Raw genomic sequence first — 19,364 nt, forward strand, 5'->3', positions numbered from 1 at the left:
GCCCGAGGGCATTAGTAGCGGGCTACACTGGCCGCTCCCTCTGTTAGCAGAAATTCTCCGGGATGTATAATGTGTGTTTTAGCACCGGTTTTATGGGCCAGTATAGCTAGTCTGTTTAAGATGTCTATGCTACTTTGTGGATCAGGTTTGACAGCGCGTTCTTCTAAGTATATATCGCCGTATATTTTTCTGCTCTTGCCCAATAAAAGGTGCTCGACCCGGGCATCCATTACTTGATTTGCAACCTTTCTCAACTGATCGGTGGCCAGATTTTCCGCTTTGGCTTTTTTGAACAATTGGATAATATTTGCCGATTCGTGCGACTGCTGATCTTCGATAATCCGTCGCACGGCCTGAAGCAATTCGGCGTTGGAAGCGGTCGTCGCAGACAGTTCGATATGTTCGTGCTGCAGCTTCGTGTTTTTGGAGATCTTTTTGAAAAGATGTAGATTTTCGGAAATCGTAGCCAGATATAGGGGGAAGTTGTAGGGCTTACTGTAATGCTCATATACGGCCCCGTCTACTATTCTGAAAAAACGCTCGTTGTCTATTTCTTTTTCATCTGTTATTTCCATATACCCATGGAGGGTCGCTGAACCACCGGCAGCGGCATGCAGATGATTGTCTGTAAGATCGTGGCCCAGCGCTTCTTGCATGGTGCGCGGTATCTCCGGTGCCAGTACAATCTCTTCTATGCCGTAATAGTTGCCTTGATACATCCGTACTGAATTTTTGCCCAAAGCCAGCACATGGTAAGGAGCAAGTTTCGGAATCAGATCTACCAGAGGCACAATATAAAACACCGCATCGACCTGATAGAAAGCATCACTACACGCAGGTAAGTAAACTGTTTCAAAAAGACCGCTTGACGATAGGAAAAACCCAATACAACCTTCGTGTCCCTTGAATAGCTCGGTATCCTCTGCTTTTTTCTCCAGTATAGATATAAGTGAAGCTAACTCCGTATTATCGCTGTTGGTAGATTTGATCTCTTTAAGCAGATTTTTTAACTGAAGTATATTGCTATTGACATCGGCTACTTCTCTGCCTACTGGGATATATATGGTAAGACAGCTTGATGCTTCTTCATCGATAAGTTGTTGAAATAGGGCAGTGTCTAATGTTTTCATGCGCATAAATTTTAGATGTTTTATATGTTGTACTATTATAAAAACGTCTTAAAGAATGTGAAAGTTTACCAGGGAAGCCATTTAACCTCGAAAGAGGTATTTACTACGGCAGTCTACTGGGGGTAAATACCCGTACGTATATTTGCCCGTAACTATTTAGTGGATGTTTTGTTCATAGATAACTTTTTGGGATAGATAAAAACAGTTGATTATGAAAACAGAACATAACAATCCGATCGATAAATTTGCGAAACCTCCTTTTGAAAAGCAGCCTCAGCCTGTACCTGGCGTAACAGCAAAGATGAATCCGAGACCGGATCATGGCGAAGAAGGATATCAAGGCAAGGATTTATTGATCGATAAAACCGTCATTATTACAGGAGGTGACTCTGGAATAGGAAAGGCCGTAGCTATTGCAATGGCGCGGGAGGGAGCTGACATCGTAGTATCTTATAAAGACGAAATTGAAGATGAGGATGCAAATGACACTAAAAAATGGGTGGAACAAGCGGGAAGATCCTGTATTTTGATACGTGGGGATATCCGATCCGAAGAGCATTGCAATGCCATTGTCGATTCCAGTGTAGAGCGATTTGGCAAAATCGATGTATTGATAAACAATGCCGCCTATCAAATGACCTATAAAACGGTCGAAGAAATTACGGCTGCAGAATGGAATAAAACATTTGAAACCAATATGAGTGCCATGTTTTATCTGGTGAAGGCAGCGAAAAAGCATATGCGACCTGGCAGCTCTATTATAAATACAACATCGGTAAACGCCTATGATCCGAACCCGACACTATTGCCTTATGCAGCTACGAAAGGGGCTATTCAGAACTTTACAGCGAGTTTGGCACAGCTATTTTTGGAGGACGGATCGGGGATACGTGTCAATGCCGTGGCTCCGGGTCCGGTTTGGACTCCGCTGATACCCAGCACCATTCCCGATCACGAGAAATTTGGAGATAATACACCTATCGGCCGACCTGGTCAGCCTGTAGAAATAGCGCCTGTATATGTGTTCTTGGCTTCGGAGGCTGCCTCTTATGTGTCTGGTGCTACAATACCTGTAACAGGAGGAAGGGTAACCATATAAAAAAAAGTGTCTCTCTTCGGGTCGAAGGGAGACACATAATATTCAACAGCAAAGTGTTTATTAAGCTGTGTATCCTTTTAAATCTTCTTTGAGCATTTTGCGCGCAATATGTATTCTTGTTTTTACCGTTCCTTCGGGCACCTGTAAGTAATCGGCTATCTCATTGTATTTATAACCTTCTACAAACATCGTAAAGGCTTTGTAATTGGACTCTGGAAGTTTCGAAAGCGCACCTTGAATGTCTTCTATCACGAATTTTGACTCCCCTCTATTAAATGACTTACTTTCAAAATGGGGGACACTCTGGAGATCGGATTCTATGGCCCTAAATTTTACTTGTCTACGGTATTTATTGATGTAAATATTCTTCATTATTGTATAAAGCCACGCGACTAGTTTGGGATTGTGAATGAATTTCTTTAATGAATTCAGCGAACGGATAAATGTTTCCTGAACAAGTTCTTCTTTTTCGTATGGATCGCTGGTAAACTTTTGAGCGATGCTATTAAGGATAGGACTGTTCTCTAAAATTGTTAAGTTTAATTCTGCTGTTCTCATATCGATATCTTTTAAGTTGTACTTGTTGTCTTGTTTATTGGATTACATCAAATATGGTGCAGAATTATGGCACGAAAGGAAACGGATAACACCGACGAAAGAGCAGAAGGTAAAAATACCCAGCATTCGTTAACTGGATTAAATGTGTGTGTGTAAATTATTGTTATTCAAATAATTGAGTTGTTTTTAGATCTCTTGATCTTACCTGTACGGATGAATATTTGGACAGATAGACAGGATCTAAAAACCGTATTTGTACACGATAGTTTGGGTGGAAATAATTCTGAGCACGTATAAACCGCAACAAAAAATACATAATGGGTATTAAACAGGGGAGAATGGGTTTGATTTTTGCTTAGAAACGGTAATACCTCAACATATAATCACTTTATTAGGAATCGTATAAATTTTTGTAATTAGATGGCCATAAGTAAAAAGAAAGAAGAACGGGAACTTTTCGAGCGATCAAAATTATTGATTAACCATTCGCCCAATGAAGTTTTTGTGATTAAAGAGGTATTTCCACACGGGGCGTGGGGAAGGATGTTGCTGAATAAAGCCTACGAGATAATCGAAGCAGATAGACAATTGGCAGACAGGTTAGGACATAGTCATGGGGAAGAGATGATTGGTCTTTCACTTTTTAAATTTTTTAGTGCGAAAGAGAGGATGAGGCTAAGTCATTTTTTTAAGAACTCCAGCCCGCACTATCTTTCTGTCTTATCTTATATTCAACTTTCCAGAGGAGTAATGGGGCGACAATGGGTAAGCCTGTATGCTAAGAAAATAGATATTAATAATGGTGAGATCGGCTACAGTATTGTTTTGCTCGATGAGGTAGATAGTTTTGCGACCCTCACGACGGACAAGTTTGATACGCTGTACCGTTCTTTTTTTGACATGTACGAGGCCGAGTTAGCGCAGATCGGGTTGACTTTACGGGATGATATTGCCCAAGAGCTCTACGCTTTGCGGGTAAGTATGCAGAATTTTATACTTACAAACGGTTATGAAGGTGAAATAACACTTTTAAAGAAGCGGCTAAATGACACTATACGTAAAATCTCAGAACTTTCGAACGATCTGTTACCCAATGTATTTGTAAATATGGGATTTTTGCCCGCTATGGAGGATATGGTATTTGCAGTAAAGCGATTGGGATACGATCTGCGTTATAAGGTAGATTCCTGTATTAAAGATAAGTCGCCAGAGTTTCAATTTTGCTGCTACCGTGTGGTACAGTCTTTACTACAGAGTTGGAAACAAAATGTCTTTCCCTATGAAGCTTCTCTGACCATAACTGTAAAAGGAAATAAGGTAAGTATCAATTTGAGTGAATCTAGAAGTGCATTGAACAGCAGTGTTCATCATTATTCGGAAGCTATATTGCATAATGTTCGCAACCGCATTGCGCTGTATGATGGTGCAATGGAGGCGAATCGGGTTTTAGAAAATAGTCAGTTAAAAATAACAATGTATAATTAAGGTCATATATGATTAAGATAATTTTAGTAGAGGACCATCTCGTGGTCCGCAATGGAATTAAATTATTATTAGACACACAAGAGAATGTACAGGTGGTAGCGGAAGCCAATAATGGCGAAGAAGCTATTGCTTATTTGGAAGAGAATAGTATTCCGGATATTATTATCACAGATATTAATATGCCAGGAATGGACGGTATTCAACTTACTGAAAAGTTGGTCGAGTTGTACCCGAAAGTGAAGGTTATCGTATTATCGATGTTGAACAATACACAAAATGTATCGCAGGCGTTTGAAAAGGGTGCAAAAGGCTATTTGGTAAAGAATGTAAGTTACGATGAACTCCTGTTTGCGATTAACCACATCGCCAACGGCGGTCGTTATCTTTGTGAGGAGCTGGCTATGCTACTACTCGAACGAGTGGTGGCGAAGGCTCCAGGCTTTGCAAATTACGAAAAAGATGTCTCAGCCAGTGGTGTAGAGCTGAGTGAAAGAGAACTGGAGGTACTACAGCTTATCAGCGAAGGATATACCAATGTGGAAATAGCGGATAAGTTATTTCTAAGTAAACGAACAGTCGAAGGACATCGACAGAATCTCATCGAAAAAGCAGGCGTTAAAAATTCCGCCTCGCTCATAAAATATGCAGTAATAAATAGGCTCGTAGATTAACAAAGAAGGCCATCCTTGCGGATGGCCTTCTTTGTTAATTACAACTCTATATTGTCCCTCAATTCTTTAATATGGTCATGGGCCTGTAATTGTAAACTGGCCTGACTTTGGATAATCGACAATATGTTTAATGGCGCAAGCTGTGAGTTGTTGAGAACGTCTTTGTAGACTTTCTTGAACTCATCTTCTCCTCGCACACAGCTTTCTAATATTGCTTTCGCCGTATAAGGCGCTATCGCTGATTTAATCTCCATCCAGGTTCTGAACAACTTACCACTGGTTTTGGTGTCGTCTGTCGGTTTATCACCTTCCCGAAATACAAGTGGAATAAGATCACTCTTGAATTGAATAGATTGGTCGCGGTATTTTTCAAATATAGCTTGTAGACCGTAGTTACTTTCGGTAGGGAGCAATGAAATTGCTTTTTCATATCCTTCAATGCGGTCGTTGTTGATCTCGACCAACTGATTTAGCAAATCTCCCGTTTCTTGATGTGAGTTTTCCATGTCTTTATATTTTTTACAATAGTGGACAGATGTAGGAGCATATGGTTGAGCTCGAATTTCAAATAGGGTATAAATACCAGCATTAGGGAAGAAAACCGCAATCGGAATGTTGTAATTACCGGGTAATAAGTGGTATCCAAACTAAAACAGCTTTAAACTGTTTATTCTTTAATATTAAAACTAAAAATTATTAGAGTATGGAAACCAACGATAAACAAGAATACGAAGGCCAAATTCCTGAGGTAGTGAAAAATGAGCCAGATGATGAACCAGCTGGACGTGGTATCATATGGGCATTTGTAATCGCAGTTATCCTATTGGCCATTATTTATTTCGTGTTTTTTAAAGAAGATCCTAAGGTTTAATCTTTGTAGTTTATGGATCTAAAATCTTCGGAAACTTTCTGGCTAGTGAAGAACGGATTGATTAATTCTTTCCCTTCTTTAAGAGATGACATAGATGTAATGGGTGCTCTTCGGCGGCATCAACGAACTTGAATTGTAAGAAGATAGTTATTTATACGACCTATAACCCAATGCTAATATATACGTCTATGCTTAAAGCACGAAACAATCGTATCCGAGTCCAAGGAAAAACCAGAATAATGGAGAGAATATCTCAACAAAAGTAAAAAAAAAATGCTATCAGCTGATTGTCCCTGATACTGTAGATGAGAGGCAACTAATAACAGAGTATTGGCCGATCTTAATTCTCAACTTGACCTGCGGTTAGCCCTCAAGTAATGGAGGTGAAATTTCAGATCGTCAAAGAAAAATAAGATCTTGAATATTCAGATCTTATCTGATCTTTTAAATTTCTTCGTGAGATGAACATCTAATCAATCCATATTCATTGACGAGTCCAGCTATTCTGGCAAGATAGAAGCCGAGCATTATAAAAAATTTCAAACAGATGTCAGTAAGATGACCCCGCGCCTTCCTGCTTCATTGACTTAGTATGTCTAAAGAGAAGCGTCTGTTAAAAGTGTACGTTATCAATGATGCAAAAACAGAATAAACCGACAATTGTTTCAATATTTATCAAACCACCCATTCGCAAGAGCAGATGGATTCTTTTGGGATAAAGAACGGTTGCGATTCCACAAAAAGTTTCATATCTTAGCCAAATAGCAATTGCAACTAAAACGTATGTCAAACCAGTGAGCTATTCGGTGAGTCGGGAAATCGATAGTTTGTAAATAACTGATAAAGAAACAGATGCTCAAAAGGTGTTATTCCCCTACGGGCTACTAAACAGGACAAATGAAATTAATTTTCGTTTGCCCTGTTCTTTTTTAGGGGTAATTCGTTGTTAATCTGAAAGATATTGAGGATCAGTGTCAAAACCTGTGGACTACGCAAATAATTTGGTCAATCTGAACAGGAAGAAATTGATGTCACCTACACCTCTAAACTGACTTCTGAAAGCTTTTATCTTTGCATTGATAGATTCTGCTGAAGCATTAGTACTCCTGTTATCGAAGTAGTTCAATATTTTTTTGTGATGGATATTTATGGTTCTGGAGACGGTGTTGAATGACTTGAAGCCGGCCTGTTCCACTTTATCCGCCCATTTTGCCAACCTAGTAAAGGCGTAGATCTTATCTATGGTGGTGTTGAATATCCAAGAGAGTTCTTGGGATAACCTGTACGCCTTTTCAATATCGGGATATCGCTCAAATAGTACAGCGGCCCTTTCTCTTTGCTCGGAAGTCCATTTATGTTCACTTTTATAAAGCAGGTATCGGCTTCTTGCAAGTAACTGTTTGATGGTGTCATTGTTGGATAGGACTTCCGGAAAAAAGGTTTCCTTATTCTTTCGTGCTTGGTCAATTGCCTGGTTTTCATCGTCAATGGCCTGCCAGCGGTGCTTTATCCTTATTTCCTGAAGCGCTTCGGTAGCAAGTTGCTGAACATGGAAACGGTCTATTACCTGAACAGCATTGGGAAAACATCTTTTGGCTATCAATCCCATATTACCGGCTAGATCAAGCGTTATCTCTTGAACTTTATTGCGTAATCTCTGTGGGATCTTTTGAAGGATCGGGATAATGTTCTCTGATTTTGTGCCGTTCAGTATGGCTACAATGGTCCCTTTTTTACCTCGTGTTTCTTTGTTGGTGACAACGGTATAGAGCTCGCCATGAGATAGGCAGGTCTCATCAATAGAAAGTGGGCACTGACACTTTTGTGGGAAGATCAATCCATTCGTGCATTTTCGCGATGCTCCCAATCCTGGAAACCGCTCAGCTTATTGCGGTAGTATCTCCTTAGTTTACTGGCCGATATCCCATAGAATGAACTGATAGTCTGAATGCTATGTGCCTGACTGTCCGCTGATACCTTTTAAAAAAGCTGCGAAATCCTGTGTGATGCGCGTTCCTTTGGCTACTAATTCCCAGTTTCTGTAAACTACTTTGTCCGTATCTTGGTTGAGCCATCTACGGCGCTTGACATGAAGATAGACCTGCATGCCACGAATAGGAAAATCTTGAAGGGTAATGGGGTCGAAAAATCCCTTGGAAATCAACTTCTGGCCTTGATATTCTTCAGGTGTAGTGTTGAGTTCTTCCAAAAAGATGTCCAGTCTTTTATCTTCTTTGGAATAGTGGGTCATCTCAAAATAATCGGAAACTCCTTCGGGAATAATTAAGGGCATTAAAGCGTTGAAAGATTCGTGCATCTGTATAAATATCAAAGCACAAATATCTAATTATTTCTTATCCCCTCCACAACTTTTGTAAATGATCCAATATGGCTTGCGATTACATTAATTCTGGCGGTTCGATACGTCTTTCCATCAAACTCCAATTTTTCAGGGAATATCGAACCGATTATCGCCCTCTTTGTATTGATTTCTCCCTCTCTGTACAGCTTCGGGATGTTTGCGATATTTTGTAACGCCCTATCTAAAGACTTATCAATATTGATTTTCTTAGAGTCAGAACCGTCCTTGCTCAACTGTTCTTCCAGACTTTCAATTCGTTCCTTACATTCCTTTTTTATTTCAAGATAATCCTCATCATCAATTGTTTCCGACAACAGTTTATTTCTCGCTACCGATAGTTGGAATTGCAACTTAAAAGTGGAGACTTTTTATGCCACTAATAAACTAGTTGATTTATAAAATTTTTCCATTTCATTTGGTGTTTTATTACCTAATCCAGAATGGATTCTTTTTTGATGGTAAAATCCTTCGATGTATCTAAAGATTTCTAATCTCGCAGCTTCCCTGTTTGCAAATTTTCTGTGATAAACTAATTCACATTTTAGTGTTTTGAAGAAGCTTTCCGCGACTGCGTTATCCCAACAATTACCTTTCCTGCTCATACTTTGGATAATTTCATTTTTTCCTAAGAAAGACTTAAACTCGTTGCATGCATATTGAGCACCTCTATCTGAGTGGAAAATCAGACCCTGTTTTACATTCCTTTGTGCAATAGCCATTTTAAGTGCTTTTAAAGTTGTATGCTCTGCCGTCATGTCATTACTGAACGACCAACCTATGATTTTTCTATCGGCAAGGTCGATAACAGTAGTAAGATACAGCCATCCTGATCCAGTCTTGATGTAGGTAATATCACCAACCCATTTTTGCGATAGGCCATCTGTAAAGAAATTTCTTCCAAGGAGATTCTCAGCAAGTTGAAAACTGTGTTTGGAATCTGTCGTTATCTTAAATTTCTTCCGAATCTTGCTTCTTAGATTCAATTTTCTCATCAATCTGGCGACATAAGAACGTGATATTTTATGATTTTTCTTATTCAGTTCTAAAGTAATTCGAGGACTGCCGTATATTTGGTCACTGTCCTGATGTGCTTGTTTTACCAGTATAGATAATTCCTCTGTTCTCTTATCTCTGTTGCTTTTTGGTCTAGAAATCCATTTGTAAAACGAACTACTGCTTGTATTTATAATCTTGCACATCTTTTCAACTGCGAATAGGTTCATATGCGATTTTATGAACTCATATTTTCTCAGTCGCCCTTGGAAAAGATGGCTACCGCCTTTTTTAAGATTACGTTTTCTAATTCTGCTTCCTTTAAACGCTTTTTTAACTCCCTAATCTCTTGCTCCTCTGGAGTTAATTTATCATTCTTTGGTAATAGTGTACCTCCATTATATCTAGGATCTACACGCCATTTACTTAATCTACTTGCATCTAGATCCAACTCTTTTGCTGCTTCCAAAACCGAGCCCTTTAGAGAGGACAACTCTACTGCCATTTTTTTAAATGACTCATCAAATATTCTTGCCATGTCTTAACAAATTTAATTCTATTTTATTTTAAATCTGTCTCCACTTAAAGGTAGCAACTCCAAGTCTCGCATTCAGTTGGTCGATCCTTTCTTTTCCTCAAATGGGTTTTGTACGAATTTTTTATAATTGTCTAACAGCAGTTTCTTAAGAATCTTATTGATGCCATCCTTTAACTCCAATTGATTCAATTCGTTTTCAAAAGCTTCGTTAGCTATTTCGGCTTTCTGGCGAAAACCACAAGCGGAAACGCAATGGTAGTAGTAATAGCGGTTCGTTCTGCCTTCGGAAGCACTTCCCGTCAAATTGCGACCACATTCAGGGCATGACAAAAACCACGTAGGGGCAGGTTCGCATCTGAAAGTATTTTGGTATTGGGACGTTCTACCCTTTTTGTTGCCATCCAATACCCATTGAACATGATCAAAGTGTTCTTTGCTTATCAATGGTTCGTGTTGCCCCTGTACCACATGGGCTTCTTCGACCTGAAATTTTGCGATGAATATCTTCCCATAATATAAAGGATTGCGAATAGCTACGTGGTGTGCCCTTCGGCTCAATTTTGTTGGATTTTGTGTGTTCATTTTCTGCCGTACTTGGTCAGCAGCGAACACACCCTTAGCTATTTCATTGAAAGCCCACCGGGTAGCCGAAGCTTCGGGGTCTTGTATGGCAACGTATTTTCTTCCGTCCTCTTTACTCCTGTTGATATAGCCAAATGGAGCTTTACCCATCAAACGCCCTTCTTTCCTTGCCCTGCGCACTCCATAAAACGTATTCAACACCCTGCGGTCATTTTCCACTTCGTTTCACAGCCAATTTCGGTCAGTAGGCATCAACTATAACCAAATTGTAAAGCTTTTATATAGTAGGTTTTCAGAGAAAAAAGCATCGGCTTATCTTTATAAATTGGAAAAACAAACAGCTGAAATGGAGCAGATATTTGAAAAAGTGATAGAATTAATGGAGGAGTTTGATAAGAAGTATTTGGGAAAAGAGAGATAAGAAGTTCAATGATATATAAATATATTTTTGATAAAAAAAACGAATTTATGCCGAACTTATATTATTTTGCACTACATTTACAATAAAAAAATCTTGGCAGAAACATTAGAAAAACATATTAATCGCTATTTCAAAGGAAATGAAAGACTTTCCAAGCAAAAACTTGTTGGGGCAATCAAGAAAGATTTTCCCGATTGGGCTGATAATACTATTAATATGTACCTGTCAAGGCTGAAAAAGCAAGGCATTGTGAACGCGCCTTCAAGAGGGATTTATGAAATGGATAGCCACACTCCTTTTCAGCCTAATATTTCAATTCGTTTAAAAAGAATGTATAATAAAGTAAAGCGTGAATTTCCTTATATCTCGTTTTGTATTTGGGATACAGTATGGTTGAATGATTTTATGCGTCATCAACCGTTTAAACATTATGTAGTTTTGGAAGTAGAAAAAGATGCTGCTGAATCTGTGTTTACGTTTTTAGCAGAAATCTATAAAAGCATTTTCTTTAATCCTGATGAAGAAATATTCGATCGTTACATTCATAATCAAGATGAAGTTCTTATCGTTAAGAACATGGTTTCTGAAGCTCCTCTATTAGAAAATGAGAAAATTGTTATTCCTGCATTGGAAAAACTATTAGTGGATATGTTGATTGATACCGAACTTTTTTCAGCTCAGCAAAATGAAAAGGAATTTATGATGCGGACTGTGACAGAGAAATACACTTTAAATGAGCTAAAAATGCGTAGATATGCTGTGCGAAGAAATCGAGAACAAGAAATCAACGAGCTTTTAAATATAAGTTTGGCAAAATAAATTTATTTACGCCAATATTATACAAATTATGATAGATAAAAAGACTTATACTATTGAATGGATTACCGACTTGAGAAATAGGTTAGGTAAACGCATTGATCCTAAGCTGGTTGAAAAGGTGGTATATGCTTTGACACTTTTGGAACAACTGCAATTGAATAACCTAAACTTTGTATTTAAGGGCGGAACAGCTTTATTATTAGCAACAGAGACTCCAAAGCGATTTTCAATAGATATTGATATTATTACAGAGGAAACCGAAGATAAAATCAAGGAGATTTTAGAAAGAATAAGTCAATTGGAAATGTTTATTCGCTGGGAAGATGACAACAACCGAAAACATAGTCCAGATGCCCCCATTGGTCATTTTAAGGTTTTTTACAAAAGCGTAGTGGATGGTAACGAAGAACCCATATTATTGGATTTGTTGTACACGCCTAATCCATATCCTGAAACAAGAGAATACCCAATAAATCATAGTTGGTTAGCGACATCAGGAAAAGAAATCTCTGTTGTGTTACCAACGTTTGAGTCTATTCTGGGAGATAAATTAACGGCTTTCGCTCCAAAAACCACAGGAATATTGTATTCAAAAAATCGTCCTGTCGAGATCATTAAACAGTTGTATGATATTGGTTTCTTGTTTGAACAGATAACGGACTTCAACGTAGTAAAAGAAAGTTATGCAAGAGTGGTACAGGAAGAAATCGGCTTTCGAAAATTAAACATGAATGCCGATGAGGTACTAAAGGATACTTGGAATGCTTGTTATTCCTTGGCAGAACGAGATACAAAATCTGACGAGTTCAAACATTTGCAATTGGGTATTAAGAATTTTACAAATTTTATTATCGACCGCTTTTCAATTGAAGAAGCTATAATAGCATCCGCTAAAGTCGCTTATTTAACCTCATTGCTAAATAAAGAAAATCAAGAAATTGAGCGGTTTAAAAATCCGATAGAAATTAAGGATTGGTTGATTGAAGACCAAGCCTACAATAAATTAAACAAATTAAAAAAGACCAATCCAGAAGCGTTTTTCTATTGGTATAAGAGTATTAGGTACAAAAAATGAAAGAAAATATTTTCAAAATATATCATCCATTGACAACAGTCGATTTCTTCTGCGGAGCAGGAGGCTTTTCAGAAGGTTTTAGGCAAATGGGGTTTAATATCGTACAGGGTTATGACCATTGGAAGCCAGCTGTCGATACTTTTAATCACAATTTCAACCTTCAATGCGAAGTGAAAAATATTTTAGACTTTGAAAATTCGATTGAAGAAATTGAAAACATTCCTAATACATCTGTAATACTGCTTCATTCTTACGACTATTATGATCCCTCGGCTGGCATAGGCAGGTTTATTTATGTTCCTACGAAAGGTATTGTCGCTGGATCCTATGATTTCTATTTTCAGTATCCCCCAAAGGCATTGAGAGAATCGGTGACGAAGTACACAAAACCACATAATTTGTCGCACGAGGCATGGGATCAAAATGTCTTAGACGAAAAGTTAATACTTGCGGAGGGGTTCGTTATTTCTGGAACGCACTAAAAAAACGCATTTCAATTGTCGATTTGAGCTGCAACTGATCTCTAAATGCAGATGGTGATTTCCTGTTTGTCCAGATTGTTGGGGTCAGATTACTTAATGATCCATCTTTCCTGTTTGAGTCCGATCTTTATAATATTGGACGGACTTAGACCAAAGACGTCCTGAAGGACAAATCCGTAAAAGCACTGGAAAATGAATACGTCCCGAACTACCTCCAGGCGCTTCAAATCGAATTCCTTTTCCCAGATCGACCTGGTCGGGTCAAATTCTAGCAGGATGATGTCCGTATCGTCACCTCCACATCGGAATCTCTGGATTGGGTTATGCTCGATTAAACCTTCTGATTTGTCCATGGACAGGATCTGCTTGGTGTTCTTGATCTGTTTTTTAGCAGCAGCTTCCTGAAGCACCCTTTCTCTCTCAATGGTCAGGTAACGGTAGAACTTGGTCGCAAAGGAATGTTCTATTTCCTTTAGTTCGATATTGCCTATCCGATACTCATATTCGATGAATTCCTGTATCTTGTTAAGGGTAGCTCGCCATTGACGTAGGGTCTGCTCTTAACGATAGCCTTTACTGACCATTTTTTGAAAATCCTCAATTTACCTTTCGGTCAGCTCCAATAGTTTGCACGAAACAGGAACGGTCCGTTTTGAAATGCCTTTTTTGTGATCGGCAGCAAGTCCATTGAACACATTCCGGACCTACCAAAACGGGGAAGTCTACCAATTAACTCCGAATCACCATTTACTGGAATGTTAGCATTATGAGTAACGATAATTAATTGTCTCTTATCTTTTACTATTTTTAATCTATCAACAATCAACTCATAAACTAATCTATTGTCTAAATCATCTTCAGGTTGATCTAGAATTAAAGGTAATTCTCCATACGAAAGAATAAATGTCAAAATAGCTGTCGTTTTCTGACCAGCTGATGCAGTTGATAATGATTTAAATGCTGCAGAAGATGTTGTTTTGTATTGAATTTCTATCTCATCTTCTGATAATAATATTTGAAGCACATCAATTTGTGCATCATTCATACTTTTTATGAAATTAATAAAATGTCCACTTAAGCCTAAATGATTAATGTTTTCGTTGCGAATATTTAAAATTACTTCTCTAAACTCCTTAATTTTATTTTCCACATTTCCGTTGAAACATAAATCAAGTAATTTATCTATATCAGATTGAAAAGTATCTCCTTCCCGTTGAAACAGTTTTCTAATTTTTGTCTCAAATTCAGATTTATTTCTAAAAGGTTTGATTGAAACTTTTACTTTGTCTCCAGTAACAATTTGATTCAGAAAGTCTCTTCTTTTAGTTGTGATTTCTTTTGTTAATCGTGTATATTCTCTTAAATAACTTTCTTTGTCTGCAACCTCCTTTGCTCTAGTAGAAGTTTGAAATTCAATATCTGAAAGTTGTTTTTCAAGTTCTGCTTTTTCTTTATTGTATTTTTCAAAATTATCTATTACATCAATACCCGGGGAAGTCTACCAAAACGGGGAAGTCTACCATAGAATATAATATCCTTTTCATCTGTTTATGATTTTAAAGGCTTATAGATATCTGTATTATTTCCTGATTTACTCTTGAATTCCCAGTATTTGCTTCATTTCGGAGTAGCTTTTTTTGCTCCAATCTAGTTTTCCAATTTTATGATGAGGAACTGTACCAGAAAGTTGTCTACCTGGAGGTATCAATACAAAACGGAATCGATTACCTCTTGTTGAGCTGTATTCCGTATCCTGCAAAGTGGCTCCGTTAAGACTTTCTATGGCAATAAAAAATTGATAATTTGGAATCGCAGAATGTGCAACAGCTAAGGAATAACGAGCATTGCGAAACGAATAATCAAATAGAACATTATGACTCGTTCCGAAATTTCTACCGTATACCAAAAGCACACCTCCCGCATTGTAAAAAAGCTGCAGATTCGGGTATCCCACAGCATTTAATATGGGAGTTGGAATACTATAAGCCATGATTTTGTGCGTGATTGAGTTTGTGTTGTTCCAATTATAGTCTACCCAAGTGCTCGCTATCACATTTGCAGTTCCTTTAAGATTGATCGCTGTCCCCCAACCCGAAGCTGTTTTTGGACCAAATAAATCTCCCGAACTTCGGTTAAGATAATAATCACCCATCACTCCTGAGGTTTCTACTGGATTCGATGAGCCAGACAATATTCGAGAACCGGCAATACCTGCTGGCCCTGTTGCACCTACTGATCCAGTTGCACCGGATGTACCTGTTGCTCCAGTAGATCCTCTCAAGTTCAATGGAGTACCCCATCCAGTAGTGCTTTTTGGTCCATAGAGATTGGATGTAGCTTTGTCTAGATACATATCTCCCAGCTTCCCCAGACTAGAGGCCGGATTACCATTCCCGTTAAGGATTAGCGCGCCGTCTTTACCGGGTATTCCTGGGGTGCCTGTTGCTCCTTGTGGTCCAACACTTCCGTCTTTGCCGCAGCTTATAACTAGTGTTAGCATTGCAAGGATAAAAATCCCTTTTCTTATGATTTTCAATGGTTTCATTTTTTCTAATTTTAAAAGTCCCTTACCGTGTTTCTACAATTTAATAAACTCCACTCTTCGGTTTTTGGCTTTAGCTTCAGGGCTAGCGATCCTCGAGAAGGGTTCAGAGGAACCTTTTCCATCAATCGATAGGCGATTAGCGTTTATGCCGAATTCCTTTTCCAGAATCATTTTGACGGCTGCTGCCCGCTTGCGAGACAGCTCCATATTTAACTGTGTCCCTCCGTCATTGTCTGTATGTCCAATGATTTTTAACATCATATCTGGTTTTTCAATCAATATATCAGCCATATCTTTGAGTATTCCGAAGGAATGAGGCATGATATTGGCCGATCCAACCTCGAATAATATGCCTGTGGTGCTGTATTTTCCGCTGTTGACGAATTGGCTTCTGGCGTCCAATCCTGACTCCGCAATTCGCAGATTACGGAGATAAAATCCATCTTGAGGTTTGGGGATGAGAGGTGCTGCACGAAAATGAAAATTATTCCGAAGTTCATTAGCGTCAAATGCTTTTGGAAGATCAAATATTTTTCTTGCGTCGATATACAGACGAATGCGGGATGAGTTAACGGCAATACTTATTCGAATGACTTTTCCTGCCATTTTATTTGCAGGCCAAGACTGAGTAATTTCTCTACCAGAATAAAGGCTGGTTGAATAACCAACATTATCTTTTATTGTTGGCGGAATATGAAAATAGAAAATCTTTTTATGCTGAATTGATGTTTTGGCAGGATTTACTACTTCCGAAAATCCAAAGGTAATAGGGGGCCGTGTGGTCCCATCTGGGTAGAAAAGGTCAAACTCGACGGTGAAATTTTGTGGCAGCGTAGTATTTAATTCCGGAAAACTAATCGCATTGTCTGGTATTTTTAACCAGTTTCCTTTTAGATTATGGATAGTTACAATTTCACCTGATCCATTTGTATTCCAGTCTAGGGGAAAATCTCCTTTTTCTTCTTGGTCAAATGCATCGACAAACAGGACTTTATCTCCTGAGATAAAATCAAATTTTGAAATTATATAATCATTTGGATCGATTTGTTTAGATGACTGGTTATTTTGTGGAGAAGCCTTTTCAGACTTCCCCATCTTCCCATCGATTCCTTCTTCGACTTTGTCTAGCCCCTTATCAATAATCTTATCTGTTTTCCTGTTGATTCGTTGATTGACTTTCTGTTCGATTTTTTTTTCGAGTTTTTTTAATATCTGAGCATGGTTATCCTGTGCAAAAGCAAGGACAAAACATAACAAAATAATGGAAGTAATATAATTTTTCATGGTTTTATACCCTCAATAGTTACTGCTAATTTTTTAATACAATTTCCGTTAGGCAGTTTAAAAATTGCTGTCTAGTTGAATGTAAAATTAGGAGGAAGAGAGCCGAGTGGATTGTAAAAAATCCCAAATATTAGAGCGGTAAGGCGATCGTTGTTCTCATTCTAATAGAATCTTCTGGTATTTTTTGTTCCCAAGGCAGAAACATGTCCGGAAAGATTTTCTAAGCTCTTATGGATTTGAGAGGGTGTATATCCAAAAAAATGCTTGAATTCATGGATAAAGTGGGCTTGATCAAAATATCCGTAGCGATAAATGATTTCCTGCCAGTCGGAACTTGCGGAATTTATCAAAAACTTATTTGCTTCATTAAAACGAACCACTCTACTGAACGTTTTGGGTGAAAGTCCTACCTGCTCCTTAAAGTGCTGTTCTAGGGAGCTTTTAGACATATTGGAAAGGCTATACAACTCTTTCATGGCCAGATTTCCGTTATGTAATGTGATCTGTTGACAGGCGTGTGCAATCCTGTCTGTATTAAGCAATTCATTTTTTTTTAGCTGTCCGATTAACCAGTCTTCAAGCAGTTTTAAGACATAAAGCGGATTGGTCGCATAATCTTCCATTTTCCTGCATAACGTGTTGATTTGATTGCCTAGCATATCCGAAATCAACGTGCATTCATTAAGCAGAAGCTGTTGCGGGATGGCTAGAAGTTTAAAAGCTCCAAAAGGTTTGAACATAACATAAATCATCGAAGCAGATGAAGTTGTGAGGTGAAGGTGATGATCTAACTGTCCGGTAAAATTAAAGCGCACATTATAATATTTATTCCGCTTAGAATTATATAAAAAATGTTCCTCATCGAGTATGAAGGTAAGTACGCCATGTCCTACAGGATACAGGTCTAATTCCATCAGTTGTGATTTGTTTCCAATGCTTGAATGCATGTACATTTCAATGTATGGCTTCAATAACAGATGTGGAATATAACCGACGGTGTTCATCGTATAAATATACCTATTATATTCCATGTCCAACATGGTATAACCATTCTTGCTGGATCTCTAGTCGATCGATAAAATGAAAATATAAGATCAAATCAAAAACATATGATTCTGATTTAATGTGTTTTGTCCTTTTTTTTCCATAACTTCATACCCCTTCCTACTTACAAAGCTTGTAATAATAGGAGTCGAAAGTATGCAAGGCTCAATAATCAAATCATGATATCTTCATCAAAAAAAGGAATAGTATTCCTTTCTACTTTCCCTCCTCGTGCTTGCGGAATTGCTACTTATACTACTGACCTTGTAACAGCAATTGCAGACAAATTTCATTCTTTTAACCTTATTCGCATACTATTGAGACGAAGCCAGAGGAATATCACTATGCATTCGATACAGCACATCGATTAGACGTATCAGATTCCCGTTCATTTGAATGTATACAGGAATATCTAAATAGCTCTGAGGATATAGATTTGGTATGTGTTCAACATGAATTCGGATTGTTTAAAGATAATGAGCATGCATTTCTTTCGCTTATTAAGAATCTGGAGAAACCTGTAGTCATTACTTTTCATACTGTCTTACCATGACCAGATCTACTGATGAGGGAACAAGTGAAGGCCTTATCAGAAGCTTGTTCTTGTATTTCGGTTATGACCCCAAGTTCAGCAAACATCTTGATTAACGATTATAATATCGCTGCAGACAAGATTAATATGATACCTCATGGCACCCATTTAACACCAGTCGTCGATAAGAATCAGATTCGGCTGCGGTATAAGCTAAGCAACAGGATCGTGCTCAGTACATTTGGTCTACTAGGACCTGGGAAAAATATCGAAACCACCTTGGAAGCACTTCCGGCTATTATTGCCCGAGCACCAAATGTTATGTTTCTCATATTCGGTATAACGCATCCTAGCCTGGTCTTACAGGAGGGTGAACGGTATAGGAATATTCTGTCGCTTACACTATAATTGCGCTAGATCGGTTTTATAAGCTAAGCGGGGAGAGCCGGTATAGGGAAATGATACTGTTAGCATTTGAATGGTTTCTTGGCCACAACCATCTTAGGCAAATCATTTACAACCCTGTTACTGGAGGATGCTTTTATGGACTCGAAGAAGATACGATAAATATTAATCAAGGAGCTGAATCTACCCTCAGTTATTTAATAGCTAGACTTATCATGGAAAACTATATTACGCCTGACCACGCTACTGTGTCTGTTGAATAGATAAAGCGCTGAATGCCAATTATTATCTTTACCTTGTGCTAATCTGGTTTGCCTATTACTTAACCCCATTCGGCAAATCAGAACTGAGCTAGAGCAATTTATTTTTCTAGAAATTTTTCAGATTACCTTTTCAGCATTCCCGCAATTTTAAAGCAAATTACATTTCGCCAATGACAAGGATAGGTTGATTTACTTGTAGAACTAC

At 38.2% G+C, this 19,364-nt stretch carries 22 protein-coding genes and 2 pseudogenes; 10 read left to right on the forward strand and 14 right to left on the reverse strand.

All coding sequences use genetic code 11. The features are described 5' to 3' along the window. Window positions 1-11: 11 nt before the first annotated feature. Window positions 12-1,130: a baeRF3 domain-containing protein gene (locus tag GFH32_RS00450; protein ID WP_153509208.1), complete on the reverse strand. Its 1,119-nt coding sequence runs from the start codon at window positions 1,128-1,130 to the stop codon at window positions 12-14. A 211-nt stretch (window positions 1,131-1,341) separates the two neighbouring features. Between GFH32_RS00450 and GFH32_RS00455 the strand changes: the two genes are divergently transcribed. Next, window positions 1,342-2,229 carry an SDR family oxidoreductase gene (locus tag GFH32_RS00455; protein ID WP_153509209.1) on the forward strand — a complete coding sequence of 296 codons (888 nt, stop codon included), beginning with the start codon at window positions 1,342-1,344 and terminating at the stop codon, window positions 2,227-2,229. A 60-nt stretch (window positions 2,230-2,289) separates the two neighbouring features. On the opposite strand, the gene GFH32_RS00460 is transcribed toward GFH32_RS00455, so the two are convergent. After that, a complete protein-coding gene (locus tag GFH32_RS00460) occupies window positions 2,290-2,787 on the reverse strand; it encodes an RNA polymerase sigma factor (protein WP_153509210.1) in 498 nt (165 codons plus the stop codon). Between the two features lie 420 nt (window positions 2,788-3,207). Between GFH32_RS00460 and GFH32_RS00465 the strand changes: the two genes are divergently transcribed. Both GFH32_RS00465 and GFH32_RS00470 read left to right on the forward strand, forming a co-directional pair. Further along, window positions 3,208-4,272, forward strand: coding sequence for a hypothetical protein (locus GFH32_RS00465; RefSeq protein ID WP_153509211.1), 1,065 nt, complete (start codon window positions 3,208-3,210; stop codon window positions 4,270-4,272). A gap of 8 nt (window positions 4,273-4,280) precedes the next feature. After that, complete coding sequence (locus tag GFH32_RS00470) at window positions 4,281-4,943, forward strand: response regulator transcription factor (RefSeq protein ID WP_153509212.1); 663 nt, start codon at window positions 4,281-4,283, stop codon at window positions 4,941-4,943. Window positions 4,944-4,981: 38 nt separating this feature from the next. Here GFH32_RS00470 and GFH32_RS00475 read toward each other — a convergent pair whose 3' ends face one another. Continuing rightward, window positions 4,982-5,449 carry a PA2169 family four-helix-bundle protein gene (locus tag GFH32_RS00475; RefSeq protein WP_153509213.1) on the reverse strand — a complete coding sequence of 156 codons (468 nt, stop codon included), beginning with the start codon at window positions 5,447-5,449 and terminating at the stop codon, window positions 4,982-4,984. 197 nt (window positions 5,450-5,646) lie between these two features. On the opposite strand from GFH32_RS00475, the gene GFH32_RS18220 reads away from it, so the two are divergent. Next, window positions 5,647-5,814: a hypothetical protein gene (locus GFH32_RS18220; protein WP_194285656.1), complete on the forward strand. Its 168-nt coding sequence runs from the start codon at window positions 5,647-5,649 to the stop codon at window positions 5,812-5,814. A gap of 988 nt (window positions 5,815-6,802) precedes the next feature. Here the strand turns inward: GFH32_RS18220 and GFH32_RS18270 are convergent. The 6 genes from GFH32_RS18270 to GFH32_RS00505 all read right to left on the reverse strand — a co-directional run bounded on the left by GFH32_RS18270 (window position 6,803) and on the right by GFH32_RS00505 (window position 10,439). Then, the gene (locus tag GFH32_RS18270) at window positions 6,803-7,651 is read right to left on the reverse strand and encodes an ISAon1 family transposase (RefSeq protein WP_228384176.1); all 849 of its coding nucleotides are present in this window, start codon (window positions 7,649-7,651) and stop codon (window positions 6,803-6,805) included. 114 nt (window positions 7,652-7,765) lie between these two features. After that, entirely contained in the window at window positions 7,766-8,146 is a 381-nt protein-coding gene (locus GFH32_RS18275) for an ISAon1 family transposase N-terminal region protein (RefSeq protein WP_228384177.1), read from the reverse strand. Between the two features lie 11 nt (window positions 8,147-8,157). Further along, complete coding sequence (locus GFH32_RS00490) at window positions 8,158-8,490, reverse strand: hypothetical protein (RefSeq protein WP_153509215.1); 333 nt, start codon at window positions 8,488-8,490, stop codon at window positions 8,158-8,160. 54 nt (window positions 8,491-8,544) lie between these two features. Next, the gene (locus GFH32_RS00495; RefSeq protein WP_153509216.1) at window positions 8,545-9,480 is read right to left on the reverse strand and encodes an IS3 family transposase; all 936 of its coding nucleotides are present in this window, start codon (window positions 9,478-9,480) and stop codon (window positions 8,545-8,547) included. Further along, entirely contained in the window at window positions 9,426-9,707 is a 282-nt protein-coding gene (locus tag GFH32_RS00500) for a transposase (protein WP_153509217.1), read from the reverse strand. The genes GFH32_RS00495 and GFH32_RS00500 overlap by 55 nt, the downstream gene beginning before the upstream one ends. A gap of 72 nt (window positions 9,708-9,779) precedes the next feature. Further along, complete coding sequence (locus GFH32_RS00505) at window positions 9,780-10,439, reverse strand: recombinase family protein (RefSeq protein ID WP_228384279.1); 660 nt, start codon at window positions 10,437-10,439, stop codon at window positions 9,780-9,782. 67 nt (window positions 10,440-10,506) lie between these two features. On the opposite strand from GFH32_RS00505, the pseudogene GFH32_RS18280 reads away from it, so the two are divergent. The 4 genes and pseudogenes from GFH32_RS18280 to GFH32_RS18285 form a co-directional block, all read left to right on the forward strand. Continuing rightward, a pseudogene (locus tag GFH32_RS18280) lies at window positions 10,507-10,710 on the forward strand (plasmid mobilization protein); the annotation flags it as partial. A 93-nt stretch (window positions 10,711-10,803) separates the two neighbouring features. Continuing rightward, the gene (locus GFH32_RS00510; RefSeq protein WP_153509218.1) at window positions 10,804-11,529 is read left to right on the forward strand and encodes a DUF6577 family protein; all 726 of its coding nucleotides are present in this window, start codon (window positions 10,804-10,806) and stop codon (window positions 11,527-11,529) included. Between the two features lie 28 nt (window positions 11,530-11,557). Continuing rightward, a complete protein-coding gene (locus tag GFH32_RS00515; protein ID WP_153509219.1) occupies window positions 11,558-12,604 on the forward strand; it encodes a nucleotidyl transferase AbiEii/AbiGii toxin family protein in 1,047 nt (348 codons plus the stop codon). Then, window positions 12,601-13,086, forward strand: a complete 486-nt coding sequence (locus GFH32_RS18285; protein WP_202111308.1) for a DNA cytosine methyltransferase — start codon at window positions 12,601-12,603, stop codon at window positions 13,084-13,086. The genes GFH32_RS00515 and GFH32_RS18285 overlap by 4 nt, the downstream gene beginning before the upstream one ends. 89 nt (window positions 13,087-13,175) lie before the next feature. Here the strand turns inward: GFH32_RS18285 and GFH32_RS18580 are convergent. The 5 genes and pseudogenes from GFH32_RS18580 to GFH32_RS00540 all read right to left on the reverse strand — a co-directional run. Beyond that, window positions 13,176-13,631: pseudogene (locus tag GFH32_RS18580) on the reverse strand (phage integrase SAM-like domain-containing protein); the annotation flags it as partial. Between the two features lie 68 nt (window positions 13,632-13,699). Further along, the gene (locus GFH32_RS18670) at window positions 13,700-14,236 is read right to left on the reverse strand and encodes an AAA family ATPase (RefSeq protein ID WP_409994061.1); all 537 of its coding nucleotides are present in this window, start codon (window positions 14,234-14,236) and stop codon (window positions 13,700-13,702) included. A gap of 441 nt (window positions 14,237-14,677) precedes the next feature. Continuing rightward, window positions 14,678-15,631 (reverse strand): collagen-like domain-containing protein, encoded by a 954-nt coding sequence (locus GFH32_RS00530; protein ID WP_153509221.1) that lies wholly within the window; start codon window positions 15,629-15,631, stop codon window positions 14,678-14,680. A 33-nt stretch (window positions 15,632-15,664) separates the two neighbouring features. After that, the gene (locus GFH32_RS00535; protein WP_153509222.1) at window positions 15,665-16,915 is read right to left on the reverse strand and encodes an OmpA family protein; all 1,251 of its coding nucleotides are present in this window, start codon (window positions 16,913-16,915) and stop codon (window positions 15,665-15,667) included. 161 nt (window positions 16,916-17,076) lie between these two features. Continuing rightward, complete coding sequence (locus GFH32_RS00540) at window positions 17,077-17,946, reverse strand: AraC family transcriptional regulator (protein WP_160366929.1); 870 nt, start codon at window positions 17,944-17,946, stop codon at window positions 17,077-17,079. Between the two features lie 578 nt (window positions 17,947-18,524). Here GFH32_RS00540 and GFH32_RS00545 point away from each other — a divergent pair. Continuing rightward, entirely contained in the window at window positions 18,525-18,899 is a 375-nt protein-coding gene (locus GFH32_RS00545) for a glycosyltransferase family protein (RefSeq protein ID WP_153509224.1), read from the forward strand. Window positions 18,900-18,949: 50 nt separating this feature from the next. Beyond that, the gene (locus GFH32_RS00550) at window positions 18,950-19,159 is read left to right on the forward strand and encodes a hypothetical protein (RefSeq protein WP_153509225.1); all 210 of its coding nucleotides are present in this window, start codon (window positions 18,950-18,952) and stop codon (window positions 19,157-19,159) included. Window positions 19,160-19,364: the final 205 nt, after the last annotated feature.

This window comes from Sphingobacteruim zhuxiongii (assembly GCF_009557615.1).
In the GTDB taxonomy this organism is placed as follows: Bacteria; Bacteroidota; Bacteroidia; order Sphingobacteriales; family Sphingobacteriaceae; genus Sphingobacterium; species Sphingobacterium zhuxiongii.